Raw genomic sequence first — 26,572 nt, forward strand, 5'->3', positions numbered from 1 at the left:
TAAAAGCCAACTATTATTACTATAACCCATTCATTTTTTGCAAATATTTTTAGAAACAGTATAACCTAGAAGACTAAATCATTAGACCTCTTGCATAAATCAAAAATTAAGAACCCCATCCCCCCCGCCAACTTCACCCCTTACTCCCCTCTCCAAAACATCGGGAGAGGTTGGGGGTGAGGTATTAGGGACTTTTGCAAGAGGTCTATTTTATAGTTTGAAAAAATTATTCATCAAAAAAGGGAGCTAATAGCTCCCTTACTTATTTGTAGTTTTGAACCCCCAATCTTAAATAGATATTTTTTTAAATTTGCGTTGGGTAGCAAATACACCAGCAACACCCAATAGGCCAAGTATTACTGATGGTTCCGGGACTGCTGTAGACAGCTTTTGTGACCAAGTATATTTGCCAGAGTAAGATTCCTTATCATCGGAAGCTGTAATACCCGTGTCCATTGCATCAAAACTATAAGCAAAGTAAGTTTGGACATCGCTACCACTACCGACAGTTACTTTGGCAATTTCACTCGCCTGTATACTAGTCATTATCAGTCAAAGCTTTGATGGCAGCGTCAGTACCACTTTGTGCATTCCCTCTAATGAAAGTACCATTTGAGCCACCAGTATAAGTGTTAATTTATCCAGTATTATTGAAATTAAAGGATGTAGCGTGGGCTGGGGCAGTGGCAAGAGCGCTCATACCAATAACCACTGAGGCACCAATCAAAAGTTTCTGAAAAGTCATTTTCATTTTTTCAAGTCCAATCAGTTTGGAAGTTAAGTTTTAAACTACTGCCGTTTTTAGGCTTGGGCTGTTTTGACTAGAGGCTTTTTGGCAATACGGCTGCTTAAAAACGCAAGCTGGATTATTAGCCATACTTGGTATTTCATTGCACAAACCCAGTTTAAGAAACGGAGAGACTTGATTGGGTAAAGTTCCTGCTGATTATCAATGAAAAGATGAAAAATATTCTTACATTTTTGTACGTTTAATCACTGCTTATAATTATATTTATTAGTTAAAATAGTTACTTATTAAGGGTTTTAAGTTCAGTACAATACGGTAATTAGTAGGGACACAAAAATGTGCGTCCCTACCGCGTGTTCTATTCGTAAACTTTGCCGCCAAAAATCCTTAGCGTTTAGCTTGAGAATAAATTCAATGAAGGAACTGGGCAATTCTTTCTACAGCAGTTTCTAACAAAAGTGGCTCATGCACCAAAGCAAAGCGGACATATCCTTCCCCTGATTTACCAAAGCCAGCACCTGGGGAAGCTGCTACACCAGTTTGTTTGACTAGTTCGGTACAAAATTCGATGGAGTTTTGACTCCAATGTGAGGGTAATTTTGCCCAGATGTACATTGTGGCTTGGGGAGTAGGAACATTCCAGCCAATGCGGTGTAAAGCAGTGATGAAAGCATCACGGCGCTGCAAGAAGGTAGCGACAGCAGATTTTACCCCAGCTTGAGGGCCAGTTAGGGCAGCGATCGCACCATTCAAAATCCCCCGATACTGATTAAAATCAACTGCGGCTTTTACCTGGCGTAAGGCGTTAATTAACTGGGCATTACCGATGGCATAGCCAATGCGGAAGCCGCCCATATTGTAGGACTTGGAAAGGGTGAAAAATTCAATCGAGACGCTTTTGTTTGGATCGGCTTGCAGAATTGAAGGGGCTAGGGATCGGGTATTAGGGATTGGGGATTGGGAAAGATTTTTTCTATTTCCTAATTCCCAGTCCCCACTGTCGGCAAATACTAAATCTACGTAGGGGAAATCGTGAACTAGCACGAGATTGTGTTGCTGACAGAAGGCGACAGCTTCTTGGAAGAATGATATTGGAGCGATCGCAGCAGTGGGATTGTGAGGATAACTTAATACCATCATCCGCGACTGAGCCAAGACTGGGGTAGGAATCTCAGCAAACACTGGTAAAAAATCGTTTTCTGCTCGTAGTGGCATCGGGTAGATTTGACCACTGGCTAGGTAGACTCCCCCCGCATGGGAGGGATAACCTGGATCGAGCAATAAGGCGAAATCTCCGGGATTGAGTATTGCTAGGGGTAAATGGGCTGTGCCTTCTTGAGAACCAATTAGAGGTAGTACCTCAGTTTGGGGATCGATTTTAAGACCAAATTTTTGTTCGTACCAGTTGGCTGCGGCTTCACGAAACCCAAGAGTTCCGTTAAACAACAGATACCCGTGGGTACTGCGATCGCCAAGAGACTGAGCGATCGCCTCGATGACATGTGCCTCGGCTGGTAAATCAGAAGACCCCAACGACAAATCAATTACCTCTCGCCCAGCTGCCAAAGCGATCGCCTTAGCTCTGTCCATATCAGCAAATACATTAGATTGCAGGGGTTGTAAACGCTTTGCAAATTGCATGTTAGTCATTTGTCATTTGTCATTTGTCATTTGTCATTTGTCATTTGTCCAATGACCAATACTTCTCTTCTTAGGCTGCGCCAACGGCAATGCTACTTCGGCTGCGCTCAGTACAAGTCAGTACAAGTGACCAATGACCAATGACCAATGACCAATGACTAATGACTAATTACTATTTAAGTGCGTATCTAAGAGTTCGAGTAATTTATCTTTGCCGATGACTCCCTCGGTCGATATTAAAACTTCTTGCCCAAGAAATAGTCTAAGGGCGGGTACACCTTCCACTTGATACTGCTTAACAGTCAGTGGGTTGGGGTCAATTTCCATTTTAACGACTTTGAGGCGATCGCTATATTCGCTAGCAGCAGAGTTAATCGCGGGCGACATCAGTTGACAAGGCCCACACCAGGAAGCCCAAAAGTAAACTAATACAGGCTGTTCAGCTTTTAACACTTCTGTTTCAAACTCAGCATCAGTTATGGTGATTACAGCCTTACTCATTGCAGTCTCCATCAGGTGGCGATCAAAGTTGGCACACACAATACTTTATCCCAAAGTAGTCAATAGTTAATAGTCAATAATTCATACTTTTTTTGACTGTTAACTATTGACTAGTGATATAAAATCCCACAGCCAACAGGTGTGGGACTAGCTCAAATAAGTTTTCTACCAATTTTACAATTGATCCAATTGCTTGCGGAGAGAATCCAACTCGGCATCAACCACTTCATTAGATTTAGGATTAGGGGCAGTGGTTTCTTGTTGCGGTGGCAGTTGCGCTTGAGTGACTGGAGTAGCGGGTGGTAACATTTGCGCTTTTAAAGCTGCCAATTCATCATCAACATCGCTACTACCTTCCAATTGGGCAAATTGGCTTTCTAAATCGGCACCTGCCAACTCTCCTGCTGCCTGGGCGCGGGATTCTTGCATCAAGACCTTTTCTTCCATCCGCTCGAAGGCAGACATTGCACTGCTGGTATTCATCCCACGCACCATCCCTTGCAGTTGCTCTTGGGCTTTGGCAGTGGTGATTCTAGCTTTGAGCATTTCTTTCTTGGTTTTAGCTTCAGAAATCTTGCTTTCCAGCTGGATTAAGTTGCGCTTGAGGGTTTCAACTTGAGTGCTTTGGGTGTCCAAACTAGATTTGAGGGCGGCGCTGGTGTCAGTATAAGTTTTTTTGCGCTCTAGAGCTTGTCGTGCTAAGTTTTCATCACCTTTTTGCAGCGCCAGTTGGGCATTGCGTTGCCACTTATTGATTTCATTTTGGGCATCATTATACTGTTTTTCACTGCGTTTTTGGGAGGCGATCGCCTGGGCTACTCCCTGACGCAGCTGCACCAAGTCTTCCTGCATTTCCAGGATGGCTTGTTCTAACATTTTTTCCGGGTCTTCGGCTTTGTTAACCAGGTCGTTGAGGTTAGAACTAACTACTCGCTTAATGCGATCGAATAATCCCATAACTTTGTTTTTCCTTGTTTGGTTTACGCTTTTTGTTGAACAGTTAGCTTTTTTATTTTTTAATAGCTACCTATTTCAATGTAATCTTTCCGGTTTGAACCAGTATCTTCTAACAACTCTTAATTTTTAAGATATCTCCAAAGTGGGATAATTAGCAGAACTTCAATCCTGAGTTTTGGGTTGCTGTTGGGGAGGCTGCGTTTTCTGGCTCTCCTGGGTGAGGAGATTGTTGTGCTGTGTGTTTTCTGCCCCGTTTAAAACCTGCACCTTCATCGCTGCCAATTCGGCATCTACATTATTAGTAGATTCCAAGGAAGTAAATTGTGTTTCCAAGTCGTCGCTACTGAGTTGAGCTATTGCTTCTGATTTTGCTTCTATCTGCGAAACTTTTTCTTCCATGCGCTCAAAAGCACTCAGACTGCTGGTGGCAGAAACTCCACCGAGCATTTCCTGGAGGCGATAAGAGGCTTCGGCAGAACGGGCGCGAGCAATATACATATCTTTTTTTGTTTTCGCCTCGGAAATTTTTAACTCTAGCGATCGCATATCGTTTTTTAGCCTAGCGACTATCTCATTTTGCTGCTCTATCTGCGAAAAGAGGGCTGTAGCGGTTTCTTTATAGGCTTGGCGCTTAGTCAAAGCTTCCCGTGCTAGAGGTTCGCTGCTTTGTTGCAGGGCCAATTGGGCGCGACGATACCATTCTTCTGTTTGAGATTGAGCGGCCGCGGCCTGACGTTCGGTGCGTTTTTGGGTTGCGATCGCTTGTGCTACACCAGTACGCAACTGCACCAGATTTTCCTGCATTTCCAAGACAGTTTGCTCCAGAATCTTTTCTGGATCTTCTGCACTACCGATCGAACTATTGACATTAGCGCGAATCACCCGCAGGATACGCTTGATTAATTCCATGTCGGCTCTCCATTCAAGAAACTCAGTAATGAGTGCTGAGTAATGAATTAGTTATGGAGTGCTGAGTGCCTAGTTAAAGTCCTAAGTATAATATTATTTTTTGTCATAAAGTAGTTAATGAGTGCTGAGTACCTAGTTAAAGTTTTGAGTATAATATTTTTTGTTGTTAGGTCGTAAACAAACAATATTTTGTTTCTATCACTTAGCACTTATCACTTATCACTCATTAACCCAGCACTCATTAACTCAGCACTCATTAACTCAAGACTGTTCTCTCATGGTATCGTAGATTTTTGCAACTTATCGCTGCTGAACCCGTGCCTTGATTCCCCTTGCCTGTAACAATTTCAGATGTTGTTGTACTTGCTCTTTAGTTTTAAAAGCACCCAAATAAACTAATTCTTTGTTGGATGATAAATAAGCATCGGGAATTACTTGTCGTGCTGAGGCAAAAGCTGTGCCTTTATTATCTATTACTACATGATAGAAGCCATCTGTTGCTGGTTTGATTTCTGCATCCGGCTTGGGCGAGGTTTTCGGCGTTAAAGTGGGAGGCAAATTCAGGGGAGGCAAGGGCTGTACTGTCGGTACTGGTGCTAAAGCGATCGGATTTGTCGGTTTTAGGGCTGTGTTGGGGTCAGGCAATGCCGCTTGAGGATTTGCTCTTTTGTCGGGAACAACTGGATTAGGCACTACTGCGAGGGTTGGTTGGACTTTGGGTTTTAAGCCAACTACATCATTGGCGTCTCTCACCTCAGGAAACTCTTGGGCAGCTAGATTAGGATACTTGGGTATAGATGTGCTTGGTGGCTCGATCTGAGGTTGGACATTACTTCCGACTTCCTGAGTATTTTCTGGTGCAGGAGACGAGTTGCCGTTAAACAACTTGCCTAAATTCCATTGTGGCAAGCTTTTGGGATTGAAGACTACATAACCCAGGGTAAGACTCGCTACCAATAGCAACAACATCGAGCCGATACCCAAAGGTGATAGCAGACTATCGCTAGAATTGTTTGATTTTTTGGTTTCTGGTTGTTCTTCTGTCAGACTTCGCAGCAATGCTTCACTAGATTCCAAATAGTCATCTGGGTGCTTAGGGGTATCATTTGGCGGCAAAAGGTTTTCGCTCTTAGTATCTTTAATAATTGCTGGCACGATGCTGCTACTAAAGTTGGGCGGCGGCGGCGGAAGTTGAGTTTGTATTTTAGCAGAATCTGAGGTGGAGGACACATTGAGATTATTTAATTCTTCAATTTTTGCCATAGCTGACGCTGGGGTTTTCTGATGATTCACAGCTACAAAAGATGTCGGTGGTACGTCAATTGCTGTAGCTGGCGCTGGGGTTTTCTGATGATTCACAGCTACAAAAGATGTCGGTGGTACGTTCGTTTTAATTTCCGTTACTGATGACTGAGTTGTACCTAATGTTGTAGGGATTGCAGTTAACGGCTGAGATTGACTGCTCATGTAAGTTCCAACACGAGGCTGCTTTGATGCCACCAAACCAGTTCGCGTGCGTCGGTATCGAGCTAACTCTTGCTCTAGGGACACCTCTAAACTCGCTAATGCTGCTGCTAGTGCTGGTTTCAACCCAGGTATTTTAGACGATTGAGTACCGGAATCATTCAGGGGATTTTGAGTCATTGCCTCTGTGCCTCAAACGTAGATTGTTGGAATTAACTTTAGATATATTTGTGACAATAGTAGCGAAAATTATCTAAATAGATAGATTGGGAATTGGGCATTGGGCATTAGTTATTCTTTCTCCCCCATGTCCCCCACTCCCCACTCCCCACTCCCCACTTTGAATGATGTCGTTGAAATCAATTAATGATATTTTGGGCGTTCTAGAAAAGCAGGCTAAATGGCAAGAGCAACCATTTCAACGCCTGCTCAAGTTTTGGCCAGAAGTTGTTGGCCCAGTGATTGCTGCACATACTCGACCATTGTCGATTCAGCGTGATGTTTTGTCAGTAGCAACTTCTAGTGCTGCTTGGGCGCAAAACCTGACTTTTGGTCGCTCGTCTCTGCTTTTAAAGTTGAATAAAAACCTGCCAACGCCTTTGGTTGATATTCGCTTCTCTACTGCTAACTGGCAAAATCGATCTGTGGAGAGAAAACAGCAACAAACGGTTTCGCCCCATGAGCATCCCAGTTACCTTGGTGATGAGATTAGCCGCCCTGATGTTACACCCACTAAAGATGTAAATGCTGCTTTTGGGCATTGGACGAAGATCATGCGATCGCGATCGTATGGCTTACCTCTTTGTCCCCAGTGTCAATCTCCCACCCCACCCGGCGAACTCCAGCGCTGGGAAGTCTGTTCTGTCTGTGCTGCTAAAAAGTTTTAAATTGAAAGCAAAATAGTTTAGCGATTATTCTTTAAGCAGAATTTTTCCTCAAGTGACTTCACATAAATATAGTTTTGATTCTTTAGAAAAAATGTATTTTACGGCTAAAATATGCCTAATGTGGTATGCAAAACAGGCTATTTATCTAAAATTATATGCCTTTAACTATCCTTAAGGAGGAAGTTAAAAGGTTAGATAAATCAAAAGCTTCAGTTTTAGTCTTGATCCCTAATAAGTTTTAGCCAAAAAATATATGCAATGACTCTAAGCTTTATTGAAAAATATAACAAGAATATAAAAATATCATAAAGTTTATTTTTTCGTTGGGATCGCTGAAACCTATAGACAATAATGGCTTTTTGGCTTTTATTTGTCTTTATATGTATTTATATATAGAAGCAAAATATAAGTATGAAACTCAGCCGGAAACGGCACTAAAGATGAATCCAAATGAAACCCATTAAATTTTTAGCATCTGCCTGTAAATATTGCCGTTATTACCAGCCAGAGGGTCGCCGTGGCGGAACGTGTCAGCAATTGGGAGCGCCAGTTCAAGCAACTTGGAAGGCTTGCTCTTTGGCACTTCCACCTTTTGCACCATCTTGGGAAACCTTGGAAGATGCTTGGATTTTGCCAGACGCAGCTCCAGTTTTAACATCAACTCATTCCTTAGCCTCAGATTTAGACAATGCTGTTGCCCCTGTAGAGGAAATAGCTGCCTCTATCCCTGAACAGCTAAAGGCTAAAGCAGTTGTTATTTAGTCATCCGTTGTTATTTAGTCATCCATTATTACTGAACTGATTTTGTACTTTGCTTAAGATAAGATTTTTTTTAAGATTTTTAGTGCTTTAAACGTTGATATATACAAAAAATCGCACCTCATCAATAAGGGGTGCGATTTTTGCCAGTTTTAAGGTAACCAAGGAAAAGAGCGGAAATCTGGTGGCCGCTTTTCCAGAAATGCTTGTTTGCCCTCAGACCCCTCTTCTGTCATGTAATAGAGTAGGGTGGCATTACCAGCAAGTTCTTGTAAACCAGCTTGTCCGTCACAATCAGCGTTGAAGGCGGCTTTGAGACACCGAATTGCGATCGGACTTTTTTCTAAAATCTCTTGCGCCCATTTAATACCTTCTGCTTCTAGTTGTTCGACTGGGACGACACAATTAATTAAGCCCATTTCTAGAGCTTGTTGTGCATCATATTGGCGACAGAGAAACCAAATTTCTCTAGCTTTTTTTTGTCCCACAACGCGGGCGAGATAGCTGGCTCCAAAACCACCGTCGAAACTGCCGACTTTCGGGCCAGTCTGTCCGAAAATGGCATTATCGGCAGCGATGGTAAGGTCGCAAATTAAGTGTAGGACATGTCCACCACCGATCGCATATCCAGCTACTAAAGCAATCACAACTTTCGGCATGGAACGAATCAGGCGTTGTAAGTCCAGCACATTCAAGCGGGGGATGCCAGTATGGTCTACATAACCCGCATGTCCCCGCACACTTTGATCGCCACCAGAACAGAAGGCATATTTGCCATCAGTGTGTGGCCCATAGCCAGTAAATAGGACGACACCAATAGTAGTATCTTCACGAGCATTAGAGAAAGCATCGTACAGTTCAAAGACTGTTTCAGGACGAAAAGCATTGCGTTTATGGGGACGGTTGATGGTGATTTTTGCAATGCCATCAGTTTTTTGATACAGAATATCTTCGTAGGTTTTAGCAGTTTGCCAGTTAATTTGCATTGGTATGGAGTGCGCTGTTGTTTGAGAATTTTATCGCGGACGTAGGGACATGCGATACCTGGGGTGGGTTACGCCGACGCTAAAATTGGTATCTCAAGCCTTTACAATCTGGTAATTGTCTGGGTGTTGAGGAATAAAAATGCGGCGCGACTCTATCTTCTACAAATTATTTAAGCAATTCCCCGGTTTACTGTTTGAATTAGTAGATGAACCACCCCCAGAAGCCCAAAACTACCAGTTTGAATCAGTTGAAGTCAAAGAAACGGCGTTTCGGATTGACGGAGTATTTTTACCTCCGGCGAATCTAGTTTCCAAAACCGTCTTTTTTGCAGAAGTCCAGTTTCAGAAAGATGAAGACCTGTATCACCGCTTCTTTAGTGAGTTGTTTTTGTTTCTCTATCGCCACTCGATTCGTTATGATGACTGGTTTGGAGTAATAATTTTTGGTTCTCGCAGTCTGGAACCTTCTTCTTCTTCAATTCACCGCACTTTGCTCTCAAGTGGTCAAGTTAGGCGGGTTTATCTGGATGAGTTGGGGGATTTGCGACAACAGCCTTTGGGGTTAGGTTTGATGTTGCTGACAAATGTTACTTCTGAAACTGAAGCAGTGGAAGGGGCGCGGTTTTTGCTGGAACTTGCACAGCAACAATCAGAGCAAGCGATAATTGATTTAGTGACGACGATTATTGTCTACAAGTTTTCTAACCTTAGTCGAGAGGAGATTGCAGCGATGTTGGGATTAAATCTAGAAGAACCACGGGCTATTCGGGAAGCAAAGGTTGAAGGACGAGAGGAAGGAAAGGTTGAAGGGGAAAGAACGATCGTTTTACGACTATTAAATCGGCGTGTGGGTAATATTCCTGATGCGCTTCTTTCCCAGATTCAAGGGTTATCGGTGGAACAGTTGGAAGCTTTAGGTGATGCAATGTTTGATTTCTCCACTGTTGCTGATTTGTCAGGGTGGTTACAAGGTGAAGTAAAGGGTTAAGTTTTACCCACAGACGCACAGAAAAAGAGCGATACCTGCGGTGGGCTACGCCTACGCACTCCGTAAAATAATTATGGCTAGGCTACAAATATAAGTTTCTCGAAGTCAACAAGCATTTGCAGACACGCAATTCTATCAGAAGCGGTGGAAGAAAAAGTGCGATCGCTCATTTTACTTCTATCTCAGAAGCTTGATCATCTAATTCTCGTAGTGCAGAAATAATCACAGGAGGTCTATCAGGAAATTCTGCTACAAGTTTTAGCTCTCCTCCCATAGCCTTTACATAACTACGCAATGTAGAAAGAAGGAGGTCAGTACGTTTTTCCAGCCTAGAAACACTATCTTGACGAATTCCTATTTCTTTCAGTTCATCAAGATGAGAGTCAAATCGTGCATCTGCTTTTGCAATCAGTTGCTTGTAAAATCTTTTTTCACTTATCCCTGCTTTGTTTCCAGCTACAAGTAATATTGCTTTCTTCTCTGGATGTCATTGAGCAAGCCTACCAAACAGGCAAAAAAGTTGCTGAGGGTTTTAAAGAAACTATGGAGATTTTCTTTGATGATTTTTTGCCACAGTGGAACTACACTGCTAAACCCCAACGAAACTCAGAATTGCAAGTTATTTAATCCACGTTCATAAGGCAAACTTACTTAAATTATCCTGTCGCCACTTGGCATCTTTTTTACGATTTGTCCGCAACTCTAAAACCCGAATTCCTGTATTTGGTAGTGGGTTTAATCTTTGCTGCAAATTCTCCCAAGAAGTAATCAATTCATGCTGCACATTATAAGTAGCGCACAACTGAGCAAAATCAATATCCTGGGGAGTACCAAAAAACTCTTCAAATGGTGGATCAAACTTGGCAATGGGTAACATTTCAAAAATTCCACCACCATTATTGTTGATTAATACAATCGTCAAATGTCCGACAAACTTATTGCGGATTAAAAACCCATTCGTGTCATGCAATAAAGCCAAATCTCCGGTTAACATCACACTACTTTGCTGCTGGCGATGTGCCATTCCTAATGCTGTGGATAATGTGCCATCAATGCCATTTGCACCCCGGTTAAAATACGATCGCACTCCTAAATTATTCGGTTTCCAGAAATATTCCACATCCCGCACAGGCATACTATTGGCAATAAACAGTGGTGTTCCTGGTGGTAAAATCTGAGAAATTAACCAAGCTGCTTTACTCTCAATGACTTCATCTATTTTCCCCATCGTCTGGTCAACAACTAACCTAACCGCTTCTTCTGCATCACACCATTGCTTTCCATAGTCTGAAGAACCAGATAAATTTCTCTCCTCTACTTTTATGTCTTCTACAGATATCCGTAAATGCGTCGTTCTCCCGTGCAAAGGGTCGAGGTTTTGGTCGCTATTGTCAATTATCCAGCGTCGCGGTTGCGTTGCATCTATCCAGCTACGCAGTTCTTTACTTGTAGGCATTTCACCCACCTGAATCACCATTTCGGGCGCTAACTGCTTTGCTAGTTGCTGATTTCGCAAAATCAGGTCATAAGTGGAAATCAAATAAGGGTTGAGTTCGGCATAATTTCTGACTGGGGAGAGTCCCTCAGCTAGCACAGGCCATTTGAGAGTTTGGGAAAGGTGCGCGATCGCTCTACAATATTCCTGTGGTTGCGACGGTTGGGCAACACCTGCGATAATAATGCCGCGATCGCATTCTTTCCATTGTTGGAGGATGGGGAGTTGGGAATGGGGAATAGGGAATGGGGTAGTGTTTGCTATTCCTGCGAAAAAGTTTTCTGGGTGAAACTGTGATTGCAAATAACTCAAGTCTGTTCCATCAGGAAGAGGCGCTAAGGGATCGCGAAAGGGAATATTCAAATGTACTGGCCCTTTTGTCGGAGTTTGCGATCTTTCCCAGCTATGAATTACCGTTTGTCGCAGATAAGCTAACATTCCCATATCAACAGAGGGTAAGGCTAACTCTGTTTGCCAATTTGGGTAGTTTCCATATAATCTCAACTGATCTACAGTTTGACCAGAGTGACAATCTCGCAATTCTGGGGGTCTATCGGTGGTTAATAGCAACAGTGGGACGCGACTATATGAGGCTTCGATTACTGCTGAATAAAAATTTGCTCCTGCTGTACCAGAGGTGCAAACTAATACTACAGGTCGTCCGGTTGCTTTAGCTTGTCCCAAGGCAAAAAAGGCGGCGGAACGTTCATCGAGAATGGAAATCGCTTCAATCTCAGGTGCTTGTTGAGCAAAGGCGATCGCTAAGGCTGTAGAGCGCGATCCCGGACAAATGATAGCACAAGTCAATCCCAACTGCTTTAGCGTCTCTGTTAAAATATAAGCCCAAACTTGATTAACATTCCTAAAATCAAACATAGCTATAAATTAAATTTTAGATTTTATCTAGGGGTCAATTTAAAATCCATCTGGGATTTGACAAATCCAAAAATGAAATCCTACACCGCCACGCGAGTTTGTGGTCAGGAAAATATCCAAGCAAACTTACTCTAGTTTCTACATGCACAATTTGCTCTCAAACATTTATGGACTGCATTCATTTAACGGGAATTCGCTGCTATGGCTACACTGGGTATCTACCAGAAGAACAGGTGTTAGGACAATGGTTTGAGGTAGATGTGAGGTTATGGTTGGATCTCTCCACCGCGGCCAAGACTGACGCGATCGAAGACACTTTAGATTATCGCAGCGTCATTAGCTTGATACAACATCTGGTCAAAACGTCTAAGTTTGCTTTGGTGGAGAAATTGGTAACAACGATCGCAGATTCTATTCTCCAAGAATGCGATCGTGTAACACAAGTTCATGTCATTCTGAGCAAACCTGCTGCACCTATTCCAGACTTTAGTGGCAAAATTAGCATTGAACTGACTAAAAGTAAGTCCAATCTCTAATCTCAATATCTATTCTTCATGACTAAATACACCCAAAAATCTTTAGTCTACTTCAGTAGACTTTAGCTATTAGCCTGGAACTTTAATTCCAGGCGGGTGAATAAGCCAACACTTAAGCTATTTATAGTTTAAAATTTTTAATTCCAGATAATGATTATTTTTTAGTAATATTCTAGTAATTCGATACTATTAAATTAATAATAACACACGATATTATTTTCACTTACATAAAACTAATATAGTGTTATTTGATAATTTTTTCTTGATTAATTTTTACATAAATACTATACTTAATAATTATTTTATTAAGAAAAATTATTACCTAATACCATTTCTTTGTGAGGCTGCGCCAAACCCTTTTAACTTTTTCTTTCTTTCTTTCTTTCTTTCTTTCTTTCTTTCTTTCTTTCTTTCTTTCTTTGTGTTCTTTGCGTCCTTTGCGGTTCGTTTTTCTTTCTTGTAGTTAAATATGGTTTAGCGCATCTTAATACAGAATTGGTATAAGTTATGAAAATAGCTTATTGATTGCTAGTAATTACATAGAAAATTATGTTTGATGTTACTAAATTGACATTAGCTGCATTAAATAATCAGAATTAGCTTTGACAAGTACAGAAATTATGGGAGCTTAATAACATGATGTTATTTGCTCCTGACTCAGTATTTATATCAAGCAATAAGACAGAATAGCTAAAGATTGTTTATGATAGAATAATGAAATTTTACATGAGTTTATACTCATAAAAAAAATCTTAACCTTAGCAAACAGGTTATTTTAACATGTTCGCCCGCAAAATCCTAGTTGTTGAGGATGAGAAAATCCTAGCCTCAAATATTAGAAATAGTTTACAAAAATTAGGTTATTCAGTTTCAGAAACAACTAAATCTGGTGAAGAGGCAATCAAAAAGGTAGCAGAAACTCATCCACATTTAGTATTAATTGATATCTGCCTAGCTGGGGAAATTGACGGTGTACATGTAGCGGATATTATCCAGAATCAGTTAAATATCCCTGTAGTATATTTAACAAACTGTTCGGAATATAAAACATTACCAAATAATCAGCTAAGTGAGCCTTTTAGTTACATAGTTAAACCATTTATTGAAAGTGATTTACATTTAACGATTGAAATGGCTCTGTACAAACATCAGAGCAAAAAGATATTATACGAAGAAAAACAGAGGCTGACGGCAATTATTAACAGCATGGGCTGTGCAGTGATTGTGACTTATGCAAATGGTTCTATTCAAATGATGAATCCCAAAGCAGAACTAATCACTGGCTGGAAGCAAACTGAAGCATTGGAGAAAGATTTAGAAGAAGTCGTTAGTTTAGTTGACAAAGATGTAGGAGAAAGAATTGAAAATTTAGCTAAATATGTAATCGAATCAGGCGAAATTTTCAATTTACCAGAAAACTGTACATTGATTAGCAAAGATGGCAAAGAAATAGCGATTGGGGATAATGTTGCACCTATTCGGGATCAAAATGGCAATATTACTGGCGCAGTTTTAGTTTTTCAAGACATCACCAAACGCAAGCAGACAGAGGCGCAACTGATCCGCAATGCCTTTTATGATGGGCTTACAGAATTACCGAATCGGGTTTTATTTTTAGATCGGCTTAGACAAACAATTGAACGTAGCAAACGCAGAAACAATTATTATTTTGCAGTTTTATTTTTGGATTTAGATGGCTTCAAGGAGATTAACGATCGCTTTGGGCATGGAATAGGGGATGATTTTTTAGTAGCGATCGCTAGACGTTTAGAGTTGTGCTTACGCGGTGGCGATACTGTAGCACGCTTTGGTGGTGATGAGTTTACAGTTCTTTTGGAGGATATTAAAGATATTACCGACGCTACCAATATTGCCAAACGGATTCAAGACTCCTTAAGATTGCCACTTAACCTGAATGGATATCAATTATCTACTACAGCTAGCATTGGTATTACTTGGAATTTTACTAATTATGAGGAACCTGCAACTCTGCTGCGAGATGCTGATATTGCTATGTACCGAGCTAAAAGGCAGGGAAAAGCTACTTATGCCATATTTAGTTAATGACTCTAGCCGCTACGAAGGTATATCACACACAACTAAGAAGCTACATAAGTCATGGAAAAAAGCGAAAAACAGAAAATGCTCGCAGGCGAATTATATCTAGCAGATGATCCAGAATTGGCTGCCGAAAATAAGCGAGCTAGTCGTCTGTTGCGAAGTTATAATTCTACAAGCGAAGAACAGCAAGAGCAACGGCAGAAAATTTTGCAAGAATTATTTGGAAAAATCGGTGACAAAACATCAATTGTGCCACCCTTTCACTGTGATTATGGCAGTAATATTTTTGCTGGCGACAGATTCTATATGAACTATGGCTGTGTAATTTTAGACTGCAATACAGTTCATATTGGTGAAAATGTCTTGTGCGCTCCTTATGTGCAAATTTATACTGCTTATCACCCAACAGAGCCAGAAATTCGTCTTTCTGGGAGAGAATTAGCTGCCCCAATTAACATTGGTAACAATGTCTGGATTGGTGGCAGTGCAATTATTTGTCCAGGTGTAACTATTGGTGATAATACAACCATTGGTGCTGGCAGTGTAGTAGTTAAAAATATACCTGAGAATGTTGTCGCTGCTGGCAATCCCTGCCGCGTCATTCGCTATTTATCCTAGAATTTAAAATTTATATCCTCTAGCAACCCAATAGAGCCAGTCTGCGATCGCTTCTTGAGTTTCGCTGTCAGTATCAATGGCTATTATTTCAGATAACTTTGCAGAATATACATCATCATCCTTACCATTAATGTAAGCCACTTCTACAAGCATATCTTTTAAGCACTCATCATCTGGGGCCATTCCCAGCACTTCCACTTGTTTCTCCTCGCTAGAACCTGATTTGCGTCCCTTCTTAGTCCATTTAGCCATAAAGGGAAAATTCAGAGCCTCTTCGAGGTAATAGTACCAACCCATAGCCCGGTCTTCTTTATCTTCAGCATCTACAATGATCTCTGTTTTAATGCGATGCTCTCGGTTTTCGTCGGCTTCAACACTAGGCATAAGATAACGCTTTACGTATAATGCACTTTGATAATACTACCAAAGTCAAGACTTAAGAATAATTTTTCTAAAATTCTCAAATATATAGGACTTACCCATAATAGATACCCCAATACCCTTAAATAGAAGGCTTTTAGGGTTATTTACTTTTTGGGGGGGAGCTAGGTTTCAGTTTTCAGTGCGTAAGCCACGGTATCTCTAAGTTATACAAAAAACCGCTTGTCATTGACAAACGGTTTTTTAGTTATGCTCTCAAAGGGTAACTCATATCAGAGTCGCTTGATTAGTCCTAAGATTAAACAAGTCTCAAATCAGGATAATTTGCCAGTACATCATCAGATGTCAGGGTATCATTTTCAGCTTGCGGAGTCCAAAGAACTTCAATTGCCAGAAGTTTCTCACTGGGGATACTACCAATTTGGCGCAAAGCTTGACGCAAATCATCAGCACTGTTAATCGCTGTGGGGATTTCAAACTTACCTAATGTCGCCGCTAGCAAGGTGACGATAATGTATTCTCCAGGGCCTTCGGTAAATAGGCGGGTGGGGTTGTCGAGTTCACCACCCGGAGGTAAAGCATCTTTGGCAAGGGCTGCTTTTAGCTGGTTGTTGACGTTAGAAATAGTTTCTTCGCTAAACTTGCTGCGTTCTGCCAGTGACAGGCGATTAAACTGACTTTCAGCTGAATTTAAACTGGCTTGTTGAGTACCACCACCTGCATATACAAAGTATTCGGGATGGCGCAGTAAAGCTAGGCTGGCTTCTTGTAAAACTTCTGCTCTCCCTTCTGGTGTGTTAGTATCAGCAGTTTCAGCGATGTGGTTGAGTTCATTTTGCAATTCCCGGGCTTGAGCTAACAAACCTACTTGCAAACGAGTTACAGAAACCGGAGAGTTACTGCTGTAATCTGCTTCTTGAGTTTCACCGCCAGAGACGCGGCGGAAAGTTTGCAATATGAAATTAGCGATCGCAAAGAAAATTAAGATACTAAATAGACCACCAAATCCTCCCCCAATACCCCACAAAGGAAGTAGGAAGGGAAAGCCAAAACCACCACCAAAACCACCCCCAGGATAGTATCCACCCCCGCCAGTAGGTGAGTATGTGCGCGGTGTATAGGTGCGGCTCGAAGGTACTCTAAAGGAACCACCACCGATTCGCCCACCACTACGGGCCGCTAATGCTCCATCGGCGTGGCTAAAAACCAAAGTTAACACCAGTCCTAGCGCTAAGAAGCTTTTTAACAGTGGTTTGATGGCTTGTTGTAGTTTTTTACCCATAATACTATCGCTTGGAAAAGTGAATTATTTATGATTTCTCCCTATGCTGGTAGGAGTGTCTCAATCTGTCGCTAACGCCAGCCCGTAAAAGCTTGCTTTGTAGCATTCACGTAGCATACACAAGTATTGGCTACATATTCAATTTACCGCGTCTTCTGTTGGCTAGGCAGCGATCGCAGGGGGGATTTCTCGGCTGGGGAACCGTACCTTAAGATATGTTCACAATTACAGAAGTTTGCGATTGGGTTATTGTTGCTACGTTTTTGACTACCACTTTCAGGCTACAGTTTGGAATTATACAGATGCTTTAATTTTTAATTCCGCTATTCTCAATTCAGAAGCAAAGCCAAAGACGTTTCCGTTGCTTTGGTCAGCAATCAAGACGCTCGTTCCTCTCTACGAGACGCTGCGCTAAGTAGGTAGGCAAGATAAAACAAACTATATAACGAAAACTAAAATCTTTGTATTTGGCTCGTAGTCGCGCTAAAGCGCAAGACAGCGCAACTAAGCTGTTCCACAAATAAACTTGCATAACCTGGGCGGGCTTTCCTGCCCACCCCACAAGAGTTATATTTAATAAAGGTTATAGAAATTAGATGTTTTTTAGCTTACGAGCCAGTGATGATTATTTGCGCCCACTTACTTATCAGCGACTGACAAAAATTAAATTACTCAATTCCTGTATCCAATACGACTATCCGATTTCTTCTCCCCCTGCTCCCCCTGCTCCCCCTGCTCCCCCTGCTTACCAAAACGATTGATTTCTGGGGGTCTTAAACCCAATTCTTTATCCGCCAGTCGCACAGAATACCCAACTCAATTGTGCCGACTGACGCATGTATTCTGTTCGATAAAATCAACACAATAAAAAAATAATCTTTCTGGCTAATCTTGTAAAGTAAGCTGCAAATTGGTCTACCACATTCGTTTTAAAAGAAATAAAATAAGAATTAAGGCTTTGAAAATAATCCTAATTGTAAATAAATTCAAAATTATTTGATTTTAGTTATCAGCTTTATTATGGAACATATTTCTCAACTAACAGCCGAAATCAAAGACAAAGCTGCATACCCAGATATCTTAGTCATATCCCGGATTTTCTTGCCGAAAGAAGCTGTAATTGGGGAATATATCTATAATCGCTGTCTCCAAGATCCAGAACGAGTAATTGTGCTGGCGGCTAGTTGCTCAGGAGACAAAGTATTTGATCGAGGTCAACAGTTTCCCGTATATCGCTGGTTTTATCCTAGATACTGGCGTAGTGGCTTTGTGGGAAGTATCCTCAAGCCTTGGGTGAATATCGTCTGCTCATTTGTGGTAGCAATCAGACTTTATTTTCGCTATCACTACCGTTATATAGAGTGGGGCCACGGCTATGATTTCCCTTCGCTGTTGCTATTGAGTTATTTCTTACCGATTCGATTTTTTATCTATCTGCACGGTAACGATCTTTATTGTACTTTACACAATCCCGTGCTGCGATCGCTATTTAAATTAACACTTCATAGAGCCGAAGGTATTGTTTGTAACAGTTCTTATACAAGAGACTATCTCAGAACTGCTTTGCGACTAGATACTCCTATCCACGTTATTAACCCAGTCATCAGACCAGAAAAATTTGGTAATAATGTAGAGAGTCCCAGTAGCCTTGATGATTTACGGGTTCGCGTGCGTCAGGCTTACAACATTCCCGAATCAGCAATAGTTATTCTCTCGGTAGGAAGGCTAGTAAAACATAAAGGTTTCGACCGAGTAATTGATAACATCCCACTATTGTTAACTTTTGGGGTGGATGTCCACTATATAATCTGTGGTCAAGGGCCAAGTGAATCGGAATTGAAATCTTTGGCGCATCGTTTGCGGGTAGATAAGCGCGTCCACTTTGCCGGATATGTGCCTGAGCGAGAATTAGCTGGTTATTATGCTGCTTGTGATATATTTGCCATGCTGACTTTATTGGATAATAAAGCTAATAGCATGGAAGGTTTTGGTATGGTTTATTTAGAAGCAAGTTACTTCGGTAAGCCTGTAATTGCCCCTCGCTTAGGCGGTGTTCTAGATACAGTTCAGGATGAAGAAAATGGGATACTGGTTAATCCCAATTCTGGTTATGAAGTATTTCAAGCTTTTAATCGGTTGTGCAAAGACCAGCAATTACGTGAGCAGCTTGGCCGCAAAGGTAAAGAATTAGCCAAGCGTAGAACTCTTCATCGGTCGCTTTACAAATCAGGGGGATGAAACGCGGTTTTGCAAAATGAATTAAAGAAGTCGGAAGTCGGAAGTATAGTTTTAGGCTTAACTGAACTGCTGAGTTAAATCAACTAACCACCACCAACAATAGTTACCACTTCTAAGCGATCGCCTGGTTGCACTTTTGTTTGGGGCCAAAACTGGCGATGTAAAATTTCGCCATTGTACTCTACAGCCACTAAGCGGGGGTTAAAACCCAACTGTTGGATCAAATCGGGTAAAGAAGTTTGAAACGAACAGCTATGGGTTTCCCCATTTACCTGAACCGTTATCTCATTAGACATAATATGTGGGGTGGGGAATCGGGTATTAGGTATTGGTTACTTACTTTGGACAAATGACAAATGACTCTTTTAAACTTCTGGTTTAATGCGATTGAGTTGGGAGAGCAAATATTGTGTTACTAAAGTAGGCTGTTCGGCTTGCATGAGCGATCGCACCACTGCTACACGTTCGGCTCCAGCATCGATCACATCATTGATATTATTGGCATCTATTCCTCCAATGGCAAACCAGGGAATTGAGCAATTTTTGGCAGCATAGCTGACATATTCTAAGCCTGTTGCAACCTTACCTAGTTTCGTGGGAGTTTCATAAACTGGCCCCACGCCAATGTAATCTACACCTTCAGCAATTGCTGCTTGCATTTCTTCTTTATTTGTGGTAGAAAGACCTATCAGACGCTGCGAACCGAGTAATTGCCGAGCAACAGTAATAGGCATATCTTGTTGTCCCAAATGCACCCCATCAGCATCGACAGCTAAAGCTACATCCACGCGATCGTTAACAATGAACAAAGCACCGTAGATATGGCATAACTGCCGGAGTTTTCTGGCTTGTTCCAGACGCAAAGAATCATCGGCAGTTTTGTCGCGGTATTGTAAAAGCGTTAATCCACCCTTGAGTGCAGCTTCGACGTTGTTCAACAAAGTTTCATGTGGGGAAGTAACAAGATACAAACGCGATCGCCATAACAATTGATGGCGCTGATGACCCATTAAACTACTTTCTAGGGTATAAACCTGATAGCGCATCTGCTTGCAAGCTTTAGCCATAGTTGGGTGATAAAGCTTGCCGTATTCTTCCAACACCCGCAATGCTTCTTCTATCCGGCAAAAATTAGCTTGCAACACCGATTTGATACTAGCTCGTTGTTCTTCTTGAGGATGGGTTAACTCAGTCCCAGGATCGCCTGGTGTATCTCGCGCCGCCCGCAATTCCGGGGTATGCCATTTAGCAACGTCTTGTCGCAGGCGCTTGCATTCAAGAGCCAACTGGGCATTATTCAACCCAAACCGACACCATTCCTCGATAATTCGCAAGCCCTCACGAGCGCGATCTAAATTGGCATCTAAAATGCGGTAGACAACTTGTTGTATCTGCTCTTTTTGGCTGTATGGCTCGACCATTACAACAACCCCGTTAGTGCTTTCATCGGAATGTGAATTATCATATATCCTAGTAACCATAAGTTAATTAATTTGCTTTTTTTTACTCAATTTTTGCAGAATATACGGAAAGTAACCTAGTAGTGAGAGTTACGCCAAATCATCCCATTTTCCTATAGGCAGTGATAAGGGTAGTTTGAGGCTACAGTTTCACACTAAGGTTAGTCAAGTATTTTAGGGTAAACGACAAGCTTACAAAAAACTAGCTAGAGCGGATACACTAGAAAATCCCTGACGGGGCAAATTAAATTTAAGACTGCATGGATACTATTTACAGAGCATTTATAAAGTAAATTTTAACTTTGAAATAGAGCGCTTTCTCGCCCAAAATCTCATCTGAGCCAATTATTAAAGTTCATAGTATATATCGCCTCACTGATGGTCAACAAATTTTAGAGTCAGGGTAATTTGGCATTGGCGTAGCGTGTCCTTTAGGACAAGGTATTGCTGAACAGACACAATATCATTTATTACCTGGTCTTAAAAATTGCCACTCGCTGAATATGTGAGTAATATTATCGACATAATACTCTTAGAGAGTATCAGAATTTATGGTTACTTCCAAGGAGTTGTGTTAAATATGATTCACCATCATGTGTTTCCTAAGTACCATAGGGTAGATGTTATGCTTGCAAAGCTGAAGGTTCTGAAATCAGCAAGGCTTTTATTTTTTATTTTTTCAGTATTATCTTTTACCGTAGGCATGGGAGCGGCAAGTATGCCGTTCCTGGGTAGCGCCATAGCTCAGATGCCATCGACACCAAATTCGGCGCGTCTGATTGAGAAAACAAATTCTCAGGTTAACAAGGCGCTGTTTGTCAACCCAAATGGTGGAGATGACACAGGCAATGGCAGCGAATCCGCTCCTGTAAAAACTATTACCCAAGCTTTACGATTAGCTAAGGCCAACACTATAATTATGCTCTCCACTGGCACTTATAGCGCCGAGACAGGAGAAGAATTTCCCTTAATATTGAAACCGGGTGTTTCAATTCAAGGCAACCCTAGCAATCAAGGTAAGGATATTGTAATTCAAGGAGGTGGTGATTACCTGAGTCGGACCTTTGCCGGTCAAAATGTCACAATTGTTGGAGCAAACCAAACCTTGCTTACTGGGGTGACGGTGACGAACCCAAACCGCCGTGGTTACGGTTTATGGGTTGAATCAAGTAATCCGGTAATCGCAGAAAATACATTTACTGGTAGTACTCAAGATGGGATTTCTGTCTGTGGTAATGCTGCACCTACCATTAGTAAGAATTATTTTGATCGCAATGGAGCCAATGGCATGACAATTGCTGGTAACTCCAGTCCGCAAGTGAAAGAAAATGTCTTTCACGAAACGGGTTTTGGCATCAATATTGCCCAAAATGCCGCTCCTGTAGTCATAGGTAATCAAATTCAACACAATAGATCGGGAATTGTGGTGCAAGCAAATGCCCGCCCGATTTTGCGGAATAATATTATTCAAGATAATAAAGAAGATGGTTTAGTTGCGATCGCTCAAGCAATGCCAGATTTAGGTAGTGCATCCGAACCTGGGGGTAATCAATTTCAAAATAATGCCCGCTACGATATTAACGCCAGCGCTGCTAAACAGGTGATTTCTGCTCATGGTAACAACCTTGTGAGCGATCGCATCACTGGTAAGGTAGATATCAACGCTACAACAGCACTTGCAAGTCCAAATTCTCAACCTGTTGCTAACAATGTGTTACCAGAAATACCACCAACCGGGGAAATTACCTTCTCGGCTCCCGAAATCTCTGAAAGTACTAATAGGCAAACCAGCAACAGCATTTCAGCAAATAAGCCTGTTCCTAAACAATTAAACAGTCAATTGCTGCCATTGTTGCCAGCCAACCAACAGCAAGCCACCTCTAAAGTTGCCAGTTTTCCTACTCCTAGCAGCTTGTCGGCTAGACAAATATCAACTAACACTTCAAGAGTTGCAACTCCTAGCCCAGCACAATTGAATTATGTGCAAATTCAGCCTCAGACGATTGAGTTTACTGCTCCTGAGTACCCATCCAATTCAGTTGCACAGCCACAAGTCTCAAGTATGACGGATCAAACACAGCAGCCGTTACCAATACAACAAACTTCTGCCTCATCAGCTTCGGCACTTTTACCACTTCCAGATCGCAATATCCCTATTAATAATACTCACAACATCCAAACAAGTTCTGCAAGTATTCCAGATGGCGATAATGCAAGACAATTTGCTGTCCGTTATCGCGTAGTAGTGCCATTAGCAACTAATAAAGATGAAGATTTAGTGCGATTCCTTGCTCCTGGTGCGTTTCCCACAGTTTGGCAAGGTCAAAAAGTTATGCAAGCAGGAGTATTTAGCAGTGAATATAACGCTAAAAAAATGCTCAAAACACTCTATACCAATGGTTTAAGAGCCATTATGGAGCCGTTGAATTAATTTGGGCATCCCTTCGCCTTACCTCGGCTCCGGCTCCATTTTCCCTCCCCCTGCTCCCTGCCTCTATAGCGATGGTATATTTTTTATATAGAGTTCAATGTAGTACTTAGTTATTTCTAAGGAAAGGCAGATGTTTGAGCCAGTCACTGTAAATAAACAAACGATTAATTGGGGCGTGTATTCTGGACTCGCAATAGGGGTTCAGAAGTATACGAAAACTCATGTTAGTGGAGGAGAATATACAACTTCCACGATCGAGACAATTATAGAGCTATCCATTCAAAAAAACAATGGAGATGAAGCTGAGATGACTATAAAAAGAGAGAAAATTCGAGTTCGAGATGGGCAACGTGTGTCAGGAATTTTTGGATATACTGAAAGTGAAAAAAGCAACTGGCTAATTTTTGTCAATCATGATGCTGAAAAATGGTACTGGCTGGATACGCCTAGATCATTTTTTGAATCTCTTGGGGTATTTAGATTATTATCACCTTTGTGGCTTATATCCTTTATAGTAATACTGATTATTTCGGTAATTGCTAGGGTTGTATCTGGAGATTATTCACATTCTCCAATCTGGACTACTATCGGAATTATTGTGGGAATTATTGGTATAATTTTTTGCATAGTTCAGTTTATACTTCAGAGGCACCGAGTCAATTTAGCTTGGAATACAATAGAGCCTCAAATCATTCAAATAGCGAGGGAGTTAAGATATTGAGATGCTGATGGCTATTTTCTCTTGCACCTGGAAATTTGAATGTTAATTCCAAGACTTATGTGCCAGTCCTCTCAGGCGTTCAATGTCTAGTAAAAAAGGATTCTAGAAGATTAAGGTAAAGCTGAGTTTTTTCACGCAATCAAATAGGACTCCTATAGTTGAATTATATTTATAATACTTTTGTGCGCGATCGCCTTTGCCGTAAGTTGGATTGAGCTAAGGAAACCCATCATCTATAATACTCCAACATGACTTAGAAGTACTTCAACATGACTTAGAAGTACTTCAACATGACTTAGAAGTACTTCAACATGACTTAAAAGTACTTCAACATGACTTAGAAGTACTTCAATATGACTTAGAAGTACTTCAACATGACTTGGAAGTACTCCGACACAATTTAAAAGTACCTCTACATGACTTGGAGGTATCTGTTGCTTATTTAATGTAACTTTTTTGACAATTTTAATAAATCTTTCGGTACAATCCACTAAAAATAATTAGGTGGATCTTAATTTGCTTTAATTTTTCCGAATTATTTCTCAGAGAAGTTTAGGGTTGCATTGGCTAGAGTACATCTAGTAATCCTCTATAACTTCCTTCAGGAGCGCATTTTATGGCACGACTAAAACGCAGTACAACTACAATCTTGAATGGTGTAAACAACAATGGCAAAGAAACCTCTGTTGTTTTACCCTAATGTTTAACTGCATCATGCTGGAGTGTTGCTGATTCTGGGTATAAATTATAAGTTGTATGAATTAAAACTGAACTGTTTCAGTGGGCAATTTTGCGTCAGTGGGGCGATCGCCGCCTCACACAGCTAGAACAATACCTTATGAATTAAAGAGCGATCGTTATATTCTTCATTCCATTCCTCAGGCGTAAAACTGACCAAGTTGGTCTTTGTTTCAATGTTTTGAATAGCGGTCATCAAGTGGTAACGATTGGCTTCAGTAGACAGCAAATACTCTGTCACATCTTGTTGAATAGATTGGTTAGCATTTGTCTCAACAACATCTTGTTCAACCAAAACAATCACTTCAACAACAGTTCCTTCGGCTAAATCAGACGTTTGAATCTCGATTTTGCCATCCTTGCCAACGACCACTTGCTGTTTAATGCCACTTAACATGATTAAACCCTCATGGTGCTATATTTCACATTAGTTTTAGCTTAACTTAGTATGATCGCAATGGCTGAAATAGTGAACGGGCGATCGCCAATATTGTAAGTTGGGTTTGGCTCACTCTGGAGACAACCAGGGATTCATAATCTCAATATTTGTTGGATTGAGGGTTAGCTTTTATTCTTCAGTTTTGTTTAAGTCCCGTTATTCCCGTTATCTCCCCACTCCCTATCCTGGCTTATGATCCAAACGGGTGGCTTGCTCTAGGGCGGCTTTTTCTTTGGCTCGGCGGAGATATGGTTGTAATTGGGTGCGATCGCAACCTGTTAAAATAATCAGGTTTTCCAAGCTGATCCCCCGCATTAACATTTCTACACGCCAAGTTTGTTGTGCTTGTGCTATAGCTGGCGTTTGTCCTTGGGGAGTTAACAGCCCATCACTCCATATTTGCCAACGTATCTGAAGCTCTGATTCTGAGATGGGTGTGCCTGTTTCATTCAAAAACATGGCTGTTTGAACATCTTTACGGCTTTTGAGCCATTTGATTAAAGGATTATTAGTGAAAGAACCGTAACGTTTGCCCAGAATCCACTGATTCACAGGTACTTGACGGACAAATCCGGGAATTGTGATTTGTAGGAAGTGTCCTTGAGTATCGTAGATTTGGTGCGCTCGCTCCAAGCTGATTATTTCTGTAGCGGATAATCCAGCCCCAAATAACACATAAGCCAAGGCATAATCTCGTACTCCCGAAATTCTTGCTTGTTGCAGAATTTCGTGAACTAAACTAGCAGGCAAATCAGCTACTTCTGTGGTAATAAACCCTCTTTGTAAAGAGTTTATGGCTGATTCTGCTGAAGATGACATCGCTCCATGTAAAAACAACTCCACCAAATTTTCCAGAAAATCATCCCGATCCTCCCAAAGTTCGTGAAATTCGCTGGTGAACTCAATTACGGCATATCCCAAGATCATCCCATTCAGCAAACTGGCTAATTTTTCTGCCGGTAAATAGGTATTTAAGTGGCCTTGCTGGATTACAGTAGCTAAATACTGCGCTACATAGCGGTTTGCCTCTGTTACTCCCCTGCCTAGTGCGCGGCGATTTTCTGCCGGGAATTGGTCGGCTTCACCCACCACAGACCGGACGAACTCTGGCACTCGTTCTAATGCATGTAAGCTATCACTTGCATAATCTTTAAGAGCTTGGTAGACATTGCCGGGAGGCGTAGCCCGCCGCACCAGCGACTCACCTAAATCCTTAAAAGCTGCCGACTCTTCCAGCACAGCCAAAAGCAGTCCATGCTTATTGCCAAAATTCCGAAATAGAGTCACTTCGTTGACTTCGGCTTTTTCAGCAATTTGGCGGGTTGTGGTAGCGCTGACTCCGTGAGCAGAAAACAACTCAAGTGCAGCTTGAATCAGGCGTTGACGAGTTGAAATGAGTTGAGATGACATACAAAAATGCAAGTGGCACTTGCACGGATATCAGAGTTCTGCTAGC

At 41.5% G+C, this 26,572-nt stretch carries 23 protein-coding genes and 1 pseudogene; 9 read left to right on the forward strand and 15 right to left on the reverse strand.

Going from position 1 to position 26,572, the window contains the following annotated elements; all coding sequences use genetic code 11:
* Nucleotides 1-288: 288 nt before the first annotated feature.
* From V7K73_RS27135 to V7K73_RS27160, 6 genes are all read right to left on the reverse strand, one after another.
* Nucleotides 289-546: an NF038130 family PEP-CTERM protein gene (locus V7K73_RS27135; RefSeq protein ID WP_334884782.1), complete on the reverse strand. Its 258-nt coding sequence runs from the start codon at nucleotides 544-546 to the stop codon at nucleotides 289-291.
* A gap of 613 nt (nucleotides 547-1,159) precedes the next feature.
* Complete coding sequence (locus V7K73_RS27140) at nucleotides 1,160-2,398, reverse strand: LL-diaminopimelate aminotransferase (RefSeq protein WP_334884784.1); 1,239 nt, start codon at nucleotides 2,396-2,398, stop codon at nucleotides 1,160-1,162.
* A gap of 156 nt (nucleotides 2,399-2,554) precedes the next feature.
* Nucleotides 2,555-2,890, reverse strand: a complete 336-nt coding sequence (locus tag V7K73_RS27145) for a thioredoxin family protein (protein WP_334884884.1) — start codon at nucleotides 2,888-2,890, stop codon at nucleotides 2,555-2,557.
* Nucleotides 2,891-3,064: 174 nt separating this feature from the next.
* Nucleotides 3,065-3,847 carry a PspA/IM30 family protein gene (locus tag V7K73_RS27150; protein WP_334884786.1) on the reverse strand — a complete coding sequence of 261 codons (783 nt, stop codon included), beginning with the start codon at nucleotides 3,845-3,847 and terminating at the stop codon, nucleotides 3,065-3,067.
* A gap of 162 nt (nucleotides 3,848-4,009) precedes the next feature.
* Nucleotides 4,010-4,756, reverse strand: coding sequence for a PspA/IM30 family protein (locus V7K73_RS27155; RefSeq protein WP_334884788.1), 747 nt, complete (start codon nucleotides 4,754-4,756; stop codon nucleotides 4,010-4,012).
* A 300-nt stretch (nucleotides 4,757-5,056) separates the two neighbouring features.
* Complete coding sequence (locus tag V7K73_RS27160; protein ID WP_334884790.1) at nucleotides 5,057-6,400, reverse strand: hypothetical protein; 1,344 nt, start codon at nucleotides 6,398-6,400, stop codon at nucleotides 5,057-5,059.
* 167 nt (nucleotides 6,401-6,567) lie between these two features.
* Here V7K73_RS27160 and V7K73_RS27165 point away from each other — a divergent pair, with 167 nt between their 5' ends.
* Both V7K73_RS27165 and V7K73_RS27170 read left to right on the forward strand, forming a co-directional pair.
* Complete coding sequence (locus tag V7K73_RS27165; RefSeq protein WP_334884886.1) at nucleotides 6,568-7,107, forward strand: DUF721 domain-containing protein; 540 nt, start codon at nucleotides 6,568-6,570, stop codon at nucleotides 7,105-7,107.
* A gap of 450 nt (nucleotides 7,108-7,557) precedes the next feature.
* Nucleotides 7,558-7,869 carry a hypothetical protein gene (locus tag V7K73_RS27170; RefSeq protein ID WP_334884792.1) on the forward strand — a complete coding sequence of 104 codons (312 nt, stop codon included), beginning with the start codon at nucleotides 7,558-7,560 and terminating at the stop codon, nucleotides 7,867-7,869.
* Nucleotides 7,870-8,018: 149 nt separating this feature from the next.
* Here the strand turns inward: V7K73_RS27170 and menB are convergent, their stop codons facing one another.
* Nucleotides 8,019-8,852 carry a 1,4-dihydroxy-2-naphthoyl-CoA synthase gene (gene menB, locus V7K73_RS27175; RefSeq protein ID WP_334884794.1) on the reverse strand — a complete coding sequence of 278 codons (834 nt, stop codon included), beginning with the start codon at nucleotides 8,850-8,852 and terminating at the stop codon, nucleotides 8,019-8,021.
* Between the two features lie 139 nt (nucleotides 8,853-8,991).
* Between menB and V7K73_RS27180 the strand changes: the two genes are divergently transcribed.
* Nucleotides 8,992-9,840: an Rpn family recombination-promoting nuclease/putative transposase gene (locus tag V7K73_RS27180; protein ID WP_334884796.1), complete on the forward strand. Its 849-nt coding sequence runs from the start codon at nucleotides 8,992-8,994 to the stop codon at nucleotides 9,838-9,840.
* Between the two features lie 358 nt (nucleotides 9,841-10,198).
* On the opposite strand, the pseudogene V7K73_RS27185 reads toward V7K73_RS27180, so the two are convergent.
* Together V7K73_RS27185 and menD are read right to left on the reverse strand one after the other, a co-directional pair.
* Nucleotides 10,199-10,324 (reverse strand): annotated as a pseudogene (locus tag V7K73_RS27185) (type II toxin-antitoxin system RelE/ParE family toxin); the annotation flags it as partial.
* Nucleotides 10,325-10,474: 150 nt separating this feature from the next.
* Nucleotides 10,475-12,211: a 2-succinyl-5-enolpyruvyl-6-hydroxy-3-cyclohexene-1-carboxylic-acid synthase gene (gene menD / locus V7K73_RS27190; RefSeq protein WP_334884798.1), complete on the reverse strand. Its 1,737-nt coding sequence runs from the start codon at nucleotides 12,209-12,211 to the stop codon at nucleotides 10,475-10,477.
* A 167-nt stretch (nucleotides 12,212-12,378) separates the two neighbouring features.
* Between menD and folB the strand changes: the two genes are divergently transcribed.
* The 3 genes from folB to V7K73_RS27205 all read left to right on the forward strand — a co-directional run bounded on the left by folB (nucleotide 12,379) and on the right by V7K73_RS27205 (nucleotide 15,426).
* Entirely contained in the window at nucleotides 12,379-12,747 is a 369-nt protein-coding gene (gene folB, locus V7K73_RS27195) for a dihydroneopterin aldolase (RefSeq protein ID WP_334884799.1), read from the forward strand.
* 780 nt (nucleotides 12,748-13,527) lie between these two features.
* Nucleotides 13,528-14,811, forward strand: coding sequence for a GGDEF domain-containing response regulator (locus V7K73_RS27200; RefSeq protein ID WP_334884800.1), 1,284 nt, complete (start codon nucleotides 13,528-13,530; stop codon nucleotides 14,809-14,811).
* 54 nt (nucleotides 14,812-14,865) lie between these two features.
* Complete coding sequence (locus V7K73_RS27205; protein WP_334884803.1) at nucleotides 14,866-15,426, forward strand: sugar O-acetyltransferase; 561 nt, start codon at nucleotides 14,866-14,868, stop codon at nucleotides 15,424-15,426.
* Nucleotides 15,427-15,429: 3 nt separating this feature from the next.
* Here V7K73_RS27205 and V7K73_RS27210 read toward each other — a convergent pair whose 3' ends face one another.
* Nucleotides 15,430-15,810: a calcium-binding protein gene (locus V7K73_RS27210; protein WP_334884806.1), complete on the reverse strand. Its 381-nt coding sequence runs from the start codon at nucleotides 15,808-15,810 to the stop codon at nucleotides 15,430-15,432.
* Between the two features lie 295 nt (nucleotides 15,811-16,105).
* Entirely contained in the window at nucleotides 16,106-17,089 is a 984-nt protein-coding gene (locus V7K73_RS27215) for a DUF1517 domain-containing protein (RefSeq protein WP_334884808.1), read from the reverse strand.
* 1,020 nt (nucleotides 17,090-18,109) lie between these two features.
* On the opposite strand from V7K73_RS27215, the gene V7K73_RS27220 reads away from it, so the two are divergent.
* The gene (locus tag V7K73_RS27220) at nucleotides 18,110-19,327 is read left to right on the forward strand and encodes a glycosyltransferase family 4 protein (RefSeq protein WP_334884810.1); all 1,218 of its coding nucleotides are present in this window, start codon (nucleotides 18,110-18,112) and stop codon (nucleotides 19,325-19,327) included.
* A gap of 83 nt (nucleotides 19,328-19,410) precedes the next feature.
* Here the strand turns inward: V7K73_RS27220 and thiS are convergent, their stop codons facing one another.
* Entirely contained in the window at nucleotides 19,411-19,623 is a 213-nt protein-coding gene (gene thiS / locus V7K73_RS27225; RefSeq protein WP_334874164.1) for a sulfur carrier protein ThiS, read from the reverse strand.
* Between the two features lie 69 nt (nucleotides 19,624-19,692).
* On the reverse strand, nucleotides 19,693-20,808 hold the full coding sequence (locus tag V7K73_RS27230; RefSeq protein ID WP_334884812.1) for a thiamine phosphate synthase: 1,116 nt from the start codon (nucleotides 20,806-20,808) through the stop codon (nucleotides 19,693-19,695).
* Nucleotides 20,809-21,412: 604 nt separating this feature from the next.
* On the opposite strand from V7K73_RS27230, the gene V7K73_RS27235 reads away from it, so the two are divergent.
* Together V7K73_RS27235 and V7K73_RS27240 are read left to right on the forward strand one after the other, a co-directional pair.
* The gene (locus tag V7K73_RS27235) at nucleotides 21,413-23,218 is read left to right on the forward strand and encodes a DUF1565 domain-containing protein (RefSeq protein WP_334884814.1); all 1,806 of its coding nucleotides are present in this window, start codon (nucleotides 21,413-21,415) and stop codon (nucleotides 23,216-23,218) included.
* 130 nt (nucleotides 23,219-23,348) lie between these two features.
* On the forward strand, nucleotides 23,349-23,939 hold the full coding sequence (locus V7K73_RS27240) for a hypothetical protein (RefSeq protein ID WP_334884816.1): 591 nt from the start codon (nucleotides 23,349-23,351) through the stop codon (nucleotides 23,937-23,939).
* Nucleotides 23,940-24,762: 823 nt separating this feature from the next.
* Here the strand turns inward: V7K73_RS27240 and V7K73_RS27245 are convergent.
* Together V7K73_RS27245 and V7K73_RS27250 are read right to left on the reverse strand one after the other, a co-directional pair.
* Nucleotides 24,763-25,074, reverse strand: a complete 312-nt coding sequence (locus V7K73_RS27245) for a hypothetical protein (protein ID WP_334884817.1) — start codon at nucleotides 25,072-25,074, stop codon at nucleotides 24,763-24,765.
* Between the two features lie 222 nt (nucleotides 25,075-25,296).
* Entirely contained in the window at nucleotides 25,297-26,526 is a 1,230-nt protein-coding gene (locus V7K73_RS27250) for a TetR family transcriptional regulator (protein ID WP_334884819.1), read from the reverse strand.
* Between the last annotated feature and the right edge of the window lie 46 nt (nucleotides 26,527-26,572).

The sequence above is a fragment of the Nostoc sp. genome (assembly GCF_036916975.1).
Taxonomy (GTDB): Bacteria; Cyanobacteriota; Cyanobacteriia; order Cyanobacteriales; family Nostocaceae; genus Nostoc.

Coding starts and splice junctions, on each gene's coding strand:
- folB (WP_334884799.1), top strand. CDS start 12,379: ATGGACTGCATTCATTTAACGGGAATTCGCTGCTATGGCTACACTGGG.
- V7K73_RS27245 (WP_334884817.1), bottom strand. CDS start 25,074: ATGTTAAGTGGCATTAAACAGCAAGTGGTCGTTGGCAAGGATGGCAAA.
- V7K73_RS27250 (WP_334884819.1), bottom strand. CDS start 26,526: ATGTCATCTCAACTCATTTCAACTCGTCAACGCCTGATTCAAGCTGCA.
- V7K73_RS27220 (WP_334884810.1), top strand. CDS start 18,110: ATGGAACATATTTCTCAACTAACAGCCGAAATCAAAGACAAAGCTGCA.
- thiS (WP_334874164.1), bottom strand. CDS start 19,623: ATGTCTAATGAGATAACGGTTCAGGTAAATGGGGAAACCCATAGCTGT.
- V7K73_RS27170 (WP_334884792.1), top strand. CDS start 7,558: ATGAAACCCATTAAATTTTTAGCATCTGCCTGTAAATATTGCCGTTAT.
- V7K73_RS27180 (WP_334884796.1), top strand. CDS start 8,992: ATGCGGCGCGACTCTATCTTCTACAAATTATTTAAGCAATTCCCCGGT.
- V7K73_RS27215 (WP_334884808.1), bottom strand. CDS start 17,089: ATGGGTAAAAAACTACAACAAGCCATCAAACCACTGTTAAAAAGCTTC.
- menD (WP_334884798.1), bottom strand. CDS start 12,211: ATGTTTGATTTTAGGAATGTTAATCAAGTTTGGGCTTATATTTTAACA.
- V7K73_RS27135 (WP_334884782.1), bottom strand. CDS start 546: ATGACTAGTATACAGGCGAGTGAAATTGCCAAAGTAACTGTCGGTAGT.
- V7K73_RS27200 (WP_334884800.1), top strand. CDS start 13,528: ATGTTCGCCCGCAAAATCCTAGTTGTTGAGGATGAGAAAATCCTAGCC.
- V7K73_RS27165 (WP_334884886.1), top strand. CDS start 6,568: ATGTCGTTGAAATCAATTAATGATATTTTGGGCGTTCTAGAAAAGCAG.
- V7K73_RS27230 (WP_334884812.1), bottom strand. CDS start 20,808: ATGGTTACTAGGATATATGATAATTCACATTCCGATGAAAGCACTAAC.
- V7K73_RS27145 (WP_334884884.1), bottom strand. CDS start 2,890: ATGAGTAAGGCTGTAATCACCATAACTGATGCTGAGTTTGAAACAGAA.
- V7K73_RS27240 (WP_334884816.1), top strand. CDS start 23,349: ATGTTTGAGCCAGTCACTGTAAATAAACAAACGATTAATTGGGGCGTG.
- V7K73_RS27205 (WP_334884803.1), top strand. CDS start 14,866: ATGGAAAAAAGCGAAAAACAGAAAATGCTCGCAGGCGAATTATATCTA.
- V7K73_RS27235 (WP_334884814.1), top strand. CDS start 21,413: ATGCTTGCAAAGCTGAAGGTTCTGAAATCAGCAAGGCTTTTATTTTTT.
- V7K73_RS27160 (WP_334884790.1), bottom strand. CDS start 6,400: ATGACTCAAAATCCCCTGAATGATTCCGGTACTCAATCGTCTAAAATA.
- menB (WP_334884794.1), bottom strand. CDS start 8,852: ATGCAAATTAACTGGCAAACTGCTAAAACCTACGAAGATATTCTGTAT.
- V7K73_RS27155 (WP_334884788.1), bottom strand. CDS start 4,756: ATGGAATTAATCAAGCGTATCCTGCGGGTGATTCGCGCTAATGTCAAT.
- V7K73_RS27140 (WP_334884784.1), bottom strand. CDS start 2,398: ATGACTAACATGCAATTTGCAAAGCGTTTACAACCCCTGCAATCTAAT.
- V7K73_RS27150 (WP_334884786.1), bottom strand. CDS start 3,847: ATGGGATTATTCGATCGCATTAAGCGAGTAGTTAGTTCTAACCTCAAC.
- V7K73_RS27210 (WP_334884806.1), bottom strand. CDS start 15,810: ATGCCTAGTGTTGAAGCCGACGAAAACCGAGAGCATCGCATTAAAACA.